Annotated in this window: 7 protein-coding genes; 3 read left to right on the top strand and 4 right to left on the bottom strand. The window is 53.6% G+C overall.

Going from position 1 to position 8,989, the window contains the following annotated elements; genetic code table 11:
* The coding region (locus tag OEW58_13655; GenBank protein MDH5302392.1) for a HAMP domain-containing methyl-accepting chemotaxis protein at positions 1–1,012 on the top strand (1,012 nt) is incomplete at its 5' end.
* Positions 1,013–1,139: 127 nt separating this feature from the next.
* Here the strand turns inward: OEW58_13655 and OEW58_13650 are convergent.
* Together OEW58_13650 and ilvD are read right to left on the bottom strand one after the other, a co-directional pair.
* Complete coding sequence (locus OEW58_13650; GenBank protein MDH5302391.1) at positions 1,140–1,643, bottom strand: peptidylprolyl isomerase; 504 nt, start codon at positions 1,641–1,643, stop codon at positions 1,140–1,142.
* 18 nt (positions 1,644–1,661) lie between these two features.
* Positions 1,662–3,512 carry a dihydroxy-acid dehydratase gene (ilvD, locus tag OEW58_13645; GenBank protein MDH5302390.1) on the bottom strand — a complete coding sequence of 617 codons (1,851 nt, stop codon included), beginning with the start codon at positions 3,510–3,512 and terminating at the stop codon, positions 1,662–1,664.
* A 163-nt stretch (positions 3,513–3,675) separates the two neighbouring features.
* Here ilvD and argA point away from each other — a divergent pair, with 163 nt between their 5' ends.
* Together argA and OEW58_13635 are read left to right on the top strand one after the other, a co-directional pair.
* The gene (argA, locus tag OEW58_13640; protein ID MDH5302389.1) at positions 3,676–5,016 is read left to right on the top strand and encodes an amino-acid N-acetyltransferase; all 1,341 of its coding nucleotides are present in this window, start codon (positions 3,676–3,678) and stop codon (positions 5,014–5,016) included.
* Positions 5,017–5,025: 9 nt separating this feature from the next.
* On the top strand, positions 5,026–7,905 hold the full coding sequence (locus OEW58_13635; GenBank protein ID MDH5302388.1) for a hypothetical protein: 2,880 nt from the start codon (positions 5,026–5,028) through the stop codon (positions 7,903–7,905).
* Between the two features lie 79 nt (positions 7,906–7,984).
* Here OEW58_13635 and OEW58_13630 read toward each other — a convergent pair whose 3' ends face one another.
* A complete protein-coding gene (locus OEW58_13630) occupies positions 7,985–8,335 on the bottom strand; it encodes a hypothetical protein (GenBank protein ID MDH5302387.1) in 351 nt (116 codons plus the stop codon).
* A 68-nt stretch (positions 8,336–8,403) separates the two neighbouring features.
* A partial coding sequence (locus OEW58_13625) for an argininosuccinate synthase (GenBank protein MDH5302386.1) occupies positions 8,404–8,989 on the bottom strand: 586 nt, incomplete at its 5' end.

The raw sequence follows: 8,989 nt of genomic DNA, 5'->3' as shown, positions 1-8,989 counted from the left end.
AATGTCCATCACCATCATCAGCAGCATCGTTCGTGGTTTAAATAAAGCTGTCAGTGCCTCTGAACGCATCGCCCAAGGTGATCTGACACAAGACCTGCAAGCACATTCCAGCGACGAAATCGGCAAATTGATTTCATCAATGCAGCACATGCAAGAAAATCTGAAAAACATGCTGACCGAGATGAATCAATCATCGACTGAGCTGGCTGCCGCCTCTGAAGAACTTGCCAGCGTCAGCGAAGAAACCAACGCGAACACCCATAATCAACAGGGCGAAATCGACCAAATGGCCGCAGCCATGGAACAGATGTCTGCCACCGTGCAGGAAGTTGCCCAAAATGCAGCCAGCACTTCTGAATTTACCAAACACGCGAACAGTGAAGCTGAAACCGGCGCACGTACCGTACAAAATGCCGCAGCTGCGATTGAGAAACTTGCGACCAGTGTCGCCAGTGCTGCTGAATTACTGGATGCACTGGAGAAAAAATCTGAAAGCATCAGCTCTGTGCTGGATGTCATTAAGAGTGTTGCCGAGCAAACCAACCTGCTGGCCCTCAATGCAGCCATCGAAGCAGCTCGTGCTGGCGAACAAGGTCGAGGCTTTGCGGTGGTAGCCGATGAAGTCCGCATTCTTGCCCAGCGCACTCAGCAATCCACTGAAGAAATTGAAGCCATGATCAGCAGCGTACAATCAGGCACGGCGGATGCCGTCAGCGCCATGAGTCTGAGTCGCGATCTGGCCAGCACCAGCGTCGAGCATGCTCGAAATTGTGGTCTGGCGCTGGACAACATTACCCAGGTGGTTGCGCAAATTAACAACATGAATTTGCAAATTGCTACTGCGGCTGAAGAACAGGCGCGCGTTGCCGAAGAAGTCAGTGCCAATGTTTGCACCATCAGCGGCATCGGCCAGCAAAACTCGGCAGCAGCCAATCAGACCAGCAGCTCCAGCCAAGAGCTGTCACAAATGGCGATCAACCTGCAGGAACTGATCTGCAAATTTAAAGTGTAATCAGGTGCCTTTCCACCTTCTGATTTTCTCTCCTGTCGGAAGGTGGCTTTTTTCAGAAAATGAGCAACAACAAAAAAACCCGCTGACCAAATGGCCAGCGGGTTTTTCTGTCGACCTGTGTCAGCGATTATTCAGCCAACACAACCGCTTTTTCGATCACTACATCTTCGGCGGGCACATCCTGATGGCCCATGCGGAAGGTCGTGGAAACGCCTTTGATTTCGTTGACCACGTCCATGCCTTCCACCACTTCGCCGAATACAGCGTAGCCCCAACCCTGAGGAGTTTCAGAGCTGAAATTTAAAAATGAATTGTCCTTCACGTTAATAAAAAACTGCGCGCTGGCTGAGTGTGGATCCGGTGTACGCGCCATGGCGATAGTGCCCACCTTGTTGCTCAGGCCATTGTTGGCTTCGTTCTTGATGGTTTCACGCGTGCGCTTTTGCACCATGCCTGGCTCAAAACCACCACCTTGAATCATAAAACCATTGATCACACGGTGAAAGATCGTGCCGTCGTAAAAACCATCTTTCACATACTGCTCAAAATTGGCAGACGTAACAGGCGCTTTTTCGTGATTCAGAGCGATCACGATATCGCCCATGTTGGTTTGCAGTTTGATTTTGCTCATCAGTTTTTCCTAACGCTCTTACTTTTCCAATTGAGAAACATCACGTACCGCGCCGCGCGACGCACTGGTGGTCATGGCGGCATACGCCTTGAGTGCACTGCTGACCTGACGCTGACGATTGACCGGTTTCCAGGCCGCCGCGCCCTTGGCTTCCATCGCCCGACGACGTGTGGCCAGCGTTTCATCGCTGATAGCCACGCGAATGGAGCGATTGGGGATATCGATTTCGATGGTATCACCCTCTTCAACCAAACCGATAGCACCGCCTTCGGCAGCCTCGGGTGACGCATGGCCGATAGACAGACCAGACGTTCCACCGGAGAAACGACCATCGGTAATCAGCGCACAGGCTTTACCCAGACCCTTGGACTTCAAATAGGACGTTGGGTACAGCATTTCCTGCATGCCCGGACCACCGCGTGGTCCTTCGTAGCGGATAACCACAACGTCACCGGCCTTGATTTTGTCCGCCAAAATAGCGGCAACCGCATCATCCTGGCTCTCAAAAATACGTGCAGGGCCCGCGAATTTAAGAATACTATCATCCACGCCAGCAGTTTTAACCACACATCCATCGAGTGCAATATTGCCGTACAACACGGCCAGACCACCTTCGGTACTGTAGGCATGCGCCAGATCGCGGATACAGCCCTCTTTGCGATCCAGATCCAGTTCGGGCCAACGCTTCTCCTGGCTAAACGCCTCGGTGGTGCGCACATTGCCTGGACCGGCCTTGAAGAAAGTATGTACCGCGGCATCATTGCTGCGCGAAACATCCCACTTGGCCAAGGCTTCGCCCATGGTTGCGCTGTGTACGGTGCTGACCTGTGTGTGCAGACGACCGGCTTTTTCCAACTGGCCAAGAATACCCAACACACCACCAGCGCGATGCACATCTTCCATGTGATATTTCTGCGTGCTCGGTGCTACCTTGCACAACTGCGGCACCAGGCGTGACAAACGGTCGATGTCTTTCATGGTGAACGGTACGCCCGCTTCTTCGGCAGCGGCCAGCAAATGCAAAATGGTGTTGGTGGAACCGCCCATGGCGATGTCCAGACACATGGCATTTTCAAACGCATCAAAATTTGCGATGGAACGCGGCAGAACAGACGCGTCTTCCTGTTCGTAGTAGCGCTTGGTCAATTCGACAATGCGACGACCGGCTTCCAGGAACAAACCTTTGCGATCAGCATGGGTCGCCAACATGGAGCCATTACCCGGCAGGGACAGGCCCAACGCCTCGGTCAAACAGTTCATGGAGTTGGCGGTAAACATGCCGGAACAGCTACCGCAGGTCGGACAGGCAGAACGCTCCATCGCATTGACGTTGGCATCGGATTGTTTGCTGTCAGCAGCAGACACCATGGCGTCGACCAGATCCAGATGCACCATCTTGCCGTCGATCACGGCCTTGCCCGATTCCATTGGACCGCCGGAAACAAAAATGGTGGGGATGTTCAACCGCAGCGCGGCGTTGAGCATGCCGGGAGTGATTTTGTCACAGTTGGAGATACACACCAGCGCATCGGCGCAATGGGCATTGACCATGTATTCCACCGCATCGGCGATAATTTCGCGTGATGGCAGCGAGTACAGCATGCCGCTGTGGCCCATGGCGATACCATCGTCAATGGCAATGGTATTGAATTCTTTGGCTACCCCGCCGGCAGCCTCAATCTCGCGGCAAACCAGCTGACCCAAATCTTTCAGGTGCACGTGGCCGGGCACAAACTGGGTAAACGAGTTGGCCACCGCAATGATGGGTTTGGAAAAATCCGCATCAGTCATGCCGGTGGCGCGCCACAGGGAGCGGGCACCTGCCATGTTACGACCGTGTGTGGAAGTCCGCGAACGGTAGACGGGCATAAAACATCCTCGAAGCTGCTTAAGTCGAAGACGCGATTCTACCAGAAATTTACTCGGATACCGCCCGATCTGGGATATTTGTCGATTTTTCGTCTGGCGGGGGCTACAGGACGCTGATAGCATTAGTAACTGGTTATTTTTTCAGGTGTTACGAGGTCATTCGGTGGAAATTAGCGACGCGAAACAATTTGTTCACTGGTTTCGTCATTCCTCTCCCTACATCAACGCCCACCGTGGTCGCACCTTTGTGATCCACATCGGCGGTGAGGTCGTCGCGCGCGACGATTTTAGCCATCTGGTGCACGATCTGGCGTTGCTGAACAGTCTGGGCGTCAAGCTGGTGCTAGTCCATGGTGCCCAGCCGCAAATCGATGCCCGTCTGGCCGAAACCGGCACCCAAACCCAGCGCATCAACGGCCTGAGAATCACCGACAGTGTGCTGCTGCCCCGCATTCAGGAATCTGTCGCGCTGGTCAGAATGGCCATTGAGTCGCAATTATCGATGGGACTGGCCAACTCGCCCATGGCTGGTGCGCGCATCCGCGTGGTCGGCGGCAACATGGTCACGGCCAAACCGCTGGGCGTGGTCGATGGCGTGGACTTTCAGCACACGGGCGAAGTGCGGCGGATTGACACTGCTGCCATTGAAAAACATTTGAACGACGGCAGCATCGTGCTGCTTTCGCCCATCGGCTATTCCCCCAGCGGCGAAATTTTCAGTCTGGGCGCGGACGATGTTGCGACCGCCGCCGCCATTCAATTACGCGCCGACAAATTAATGAGCTTCATCGACAGCGAAAATCTGACCGATGCCGACGGCGAACCGGTGGAGCTGATGACACTCAGCCAGGCAGAAGATCGCCTGGCCAACATGAATGCCGATGACGAACTGTTTTACTGTTTTCGCCATGCCGTGCGCGCCTGCCAAATGGGGGTACGCCGGGTGCATTTCATCAATCAAAATCAGTCCGGTGCCCTGCTGCTGGAATTATTCAGCCGCGATGGCGCAGGCACCTTGATCACTTCGGATCACTATGACCAGGTACGCCAAGCCACCATCGATGACGTGGGCGGTCTGCTGGAGTTGATCGCGCCGCTGGAACGCCAAGGCATTTTGGTGCGCCGTTCGCGCGAGCGCCTGGAAATGGAAATCAATCATTTCACCGTCATGGAACGAGACGGCATGATCATCGCTTGTGCAGCCATTTACCCTTACGCGGTGGACAATACCGCCGAACTTGCCTGCCTTGCCGTTCATGAGGAATATCGCAAGGAAGGTCGCGGCGATACGCTGCTGGATTATGTGGAGCAAAAAATCCAGGCCATGGGCATTGGCCAGTTATTTGTGCTGACCTCGCGAACTGCGCATTGGTTTGTCGAGCGGGGATTTGTTGAACAGGACATCAGTAGTTTGCCGATGGCAAGACAGGGACTTTACAACTACCAGCGCCGCTCCAAGGTATTTGTGAAGACACTTAATGGCGGAAGAAAAATTAAAAAATAGGCCCAATTAATGCGATCAATCATGCATGCGATGTTGCTTGTTCTGCTTGTCAGCGGACTATGGAATTCCGCCCAGGCAGCCACCCAACACGATCCCTCACTGCGTTGGTCGACACTGGAAACCGAACACTTTTATTTCCATTACCACAACGGCCTGGAAGATTCCGCCCAGCGCCTGGCTAAAATGGCACCTGCCATCTATACCGAAGTCACCGATTTTCTTCAGTGGCGACCTGAATCCAAAACCCACGTGGTCATCACTGACAGTTTTGATGGCCCCAATGGCCAGGCCACTCCCCTGCCATTCAATCAGATCACCATTTTCGCCTCACCACCTGACACCCCCAACAGTCTCGAAGATTTCGATAACTGGCAGCATTTGGTGTTCAAACACGAATTTGTCCACATCGTCCATCTGGACAAAGCCGGTGGTCTGCCTAAAGCATTGCGCGGCATTTTCGGTCGAACCTGGAGCTACCCCTATCCCATCATTTTCCCGCTGTTCCCCAACACCATGCTACCCAATTGGTTCGCCGAAGGCTTGGCAACCTATGTGGAAACAGATCAGCAACTCGGTGTGGGGCGAGGCCAGAACAGCTATTTTCGCGGCTTGATGCAAGTTGAGGTCGAGCAAAATTTCAAAACCCTGGATCAGGTCAACATGCCCATGGTCAGTTGGCCCAGCAGCACGGCGTGGTATTTGTACGGTGTGTTTTTCTTCCAGTTTTTGCAAGAGACCTACGGTGAAGCTGCCATTGTGGAACTGGTCGACGATTACAGCTCGTTCCCTATTCCCTACATGGTCAACGCCAATGCCAATCGCGTACTGGGAAAAAACTATTATGAATTGTGGGACGAATTTGAACAGTACATGCGCAAGCGTGTTGCCGAGCAAACTGCAACCATTGATCGTCAGGGCCGCACACCGGTACAGCAACTCAGCAACACGGGTTACGATAGCGGTTTTTCCCGCGTAGATGCGCAAGGCCAAATTTATTACATCCAGAATGACCGCATCTCACCGCGCAAACTGGTTCGACTTGATCCTGTCAGTGGTCAACAAAAAATTATCCGCAACAAACTTTTCGGCGACAATTTCGATCTGCATCCCCAGGCCGGCATCGTCATTTCGCAACTGGAATTTGTAAACAACGTCCGCCAGCATTTTGATCTGTATCACATCGATCCAGACAGCGGCGAAGAAACTCGCCTGACTCACGGTGGCCGCTATCACACCGCCAGCTGGAGTCCCGATGGTCAGCAAATCATTGCGGTCAATCGCCAAACAGATAAATTTGCGCTACATCTGTTATCCGCCAGCGGCGAATTTCAGGAAGTTTTGTGGCAAGCCGCAGAGAACGAAACGGCCTATATCGGTGACATCGACTGGTCACCCAAAGGCGATGTGCTGGTCGCCAGTATCTGGCGTCCCGGCTTGGGATGGAATCTCGAATTGTTCGATCTGGCCCAGCGCAAAATTCGTGTGCTCACCCAGGATAGTTTCATTGAGACACAACCGCAATTTAGCACCGATGGCCAATGGCTGGTGTTCAGTGCCGACTATTCCGGCATCTACAACATTTACCAAATGCGTCTTGCCGATCAACAAATCAGTCAGCTGAGCAACATCGTCGGTGGCGCCTTCCTGCCATCATTCAGCCCGGATCGTGCGCAGGTGTATTACGCCGGTTTCAGCCGAGATGGCCAGCAGCTGTATCAAATTACGCTGGACAATCCCCGCACATTCACACTTCCCGCGCGGGAAACACCCACCTCGGAGCCTCCCTTGGAGGCTAACATCACGCCATCCACGTCTGGTGGTTATTCCGCGCTGCGCCATGTTTACCCGCGCTGGTGGGCACCGGCCTATTATCAAGATGAATTACGCAATTTGATGCAAATTTCCACCGGCGGCAATGACCCGCTGGAGTGGCATAACTACTCTGTCAGCGTTGCTCACGACAACAAAAACAAGCTCAACGACTGGCAATTGCAATACAGCTATGATCGACTCACGCCCACCTTGGGCGTGCTCTCCAAACGCACTCACGAGTTCTACCAAAACAACGACGCGACTGTTGCCATTAATGAAGTCGATCAGATTCAGCTGTTCGCCGCCTGGCCCTGGTTGCAAAAACGCCAGCGTCACGTTTTAAGTGTGGCATGGCTCGAAGAATACACCCGCAATGCCTGGCATTCACCGATTCTGCCTTTGCTGGTGGGCGGCCCGGAACTGATGCGCGGCGGTGATGACCGCTTGGGATTGTTCAATTATCGTTTTCAAACACATCAACTCACGCAGCGTGCCATCAGTGAACACAGTGGTGTGGATTTCAACCTGGGAGCCGCACACGAACTGAGTGGCGAGGACAACATCGACGGCACGCGGGTTCTTGGCAACCTGTGGTGGTATTCGTCTCCGCACAATAATTCCGTGCTGGCATTACGCGCCCTGGCCGGGGTGCAAAATCACTCCCTGCCAAATTTCAATTTTGTGAGTGCCCAACCGCTGCAAACCGGCGGCGTAAGCCCTGAACAGCATCAGTTCGTGTTGCGCGGCTATCCCAGCGGATTGTTAGCTTTCCGTGGGAACGCCGTCAACTTGCTGACTGCCGAATGGCGTACTCATTTGCTGGATGTGGAAGACGGATTTATGACCATCCCGATGGGATTACGCCGGGTAAGCGCCAAGGTATTTGCCGAGGCAGGTCGGATCTGGGACACCAGCCAGCACTCAGGCCCGTTTTATCACAGCATCGGTGGTGAACTTGGCTTTGGCATCATTGCCCTGTACCGCGCACCATTGCAACTGGCATTGGGCTGGGCACAAGGTCTGGACAACCACGGCGAATCACAAACCTATCTGGCGATTAACTTAAACTCATTCTAAATTTGCGCGCCAAAAATGAAAAACGCCACCCTGAAGATTAGCCGGGGTGGCGTCGAAAATCACGAGTATCTACTTCAGATCAGCGCAAACTCATCGGTGCGCTATGGTTCATCTGCATCTGCCCAGCAGAGTCCATCGCCGAATAGCCTACGGGTGATACGCCCGCAGCCTGTCTGGACTGAGCCAGTACAACCAAAACAATCAAGGAACAACTCAAAAAACCTAACCAGCGCAACGCCTTAGCTGTCTTTTTGCACATCCCTTTACCGACATTATGAGTTGCTACAACGGCCATATAAATCCCCTCTAAAATCTTCACCCGAAACGCAATACCTAACTTATCGGCGTTGACGATCGTTTCATCAGCATAAAATCGCGTTGAAACGTGCGAGATTTCACAAAACGAGCACTTATCCACCAGCAACGGCAAAGGTTGTTTAAGGTCAAAAAAAAGCCCGCCAGAAGGCGGGCTTTTTCGAGCATTTCGCTACCGACCGACTAGCGACCTTTGTTGGCAGCAATACGCATGCGCAAGGCGTTCAGCTTGATGAAACCCGCCGCATCGGCCTGGTTGTAGGCGCCGGCATCGTCCTCGAACGTGGCAATGTTGGCATCGAACAGGCTGTCAGTTGCAGATTCGCGACCCACCACCATCACGTTACCCTTGTACAGTTTAACGCGCACGGTACCGTTGACGTTCGCCTGAGAGGCGTCAATCATCGCCTGCATCATCTTGCGCTCGGGCGACCACCAGTAACCGGTGTAGACCAGGCTGGCGTAGCGTGGCATCAGCTCGTCTTTCAGGTGCGCCACTTCACGGTCCAGAGTGATGGACTCGATGGCACGGTGTGCTTTCAGCATGACCGTACCGGCGGGAGTTTCGTAGGCGCCGCGGGACTTCATGCCCACATAGCGATTTTCCACGATGTCGGCGCGACCAATACCGTTCTCGCCAGCCACCTTGTTCAGGTACTCCATCACTTGGGCGGGGGTCATAGCCTTGCCATCAATGGCCACGATGTCACCCTTCTTGTAGCTCAATTCCAGGTAAGTCGGTGCATCGGGAGCCTTCTCGGGGGATGCG

Source organism: Gammaproteobacteria bacterium (assembly GCA_029884425.1).
Classification (GTDB): domain Bacteria; phylum Pseudomonadota; class Gammaproteobacteria; order S012-40; family S012-40; genus JAOUHV01.
The sequence above is the reverse complement of the archived record's forward strand: the minus strand, read 5'-3'. Positions and strand labels throughout refer to the sequence as shown.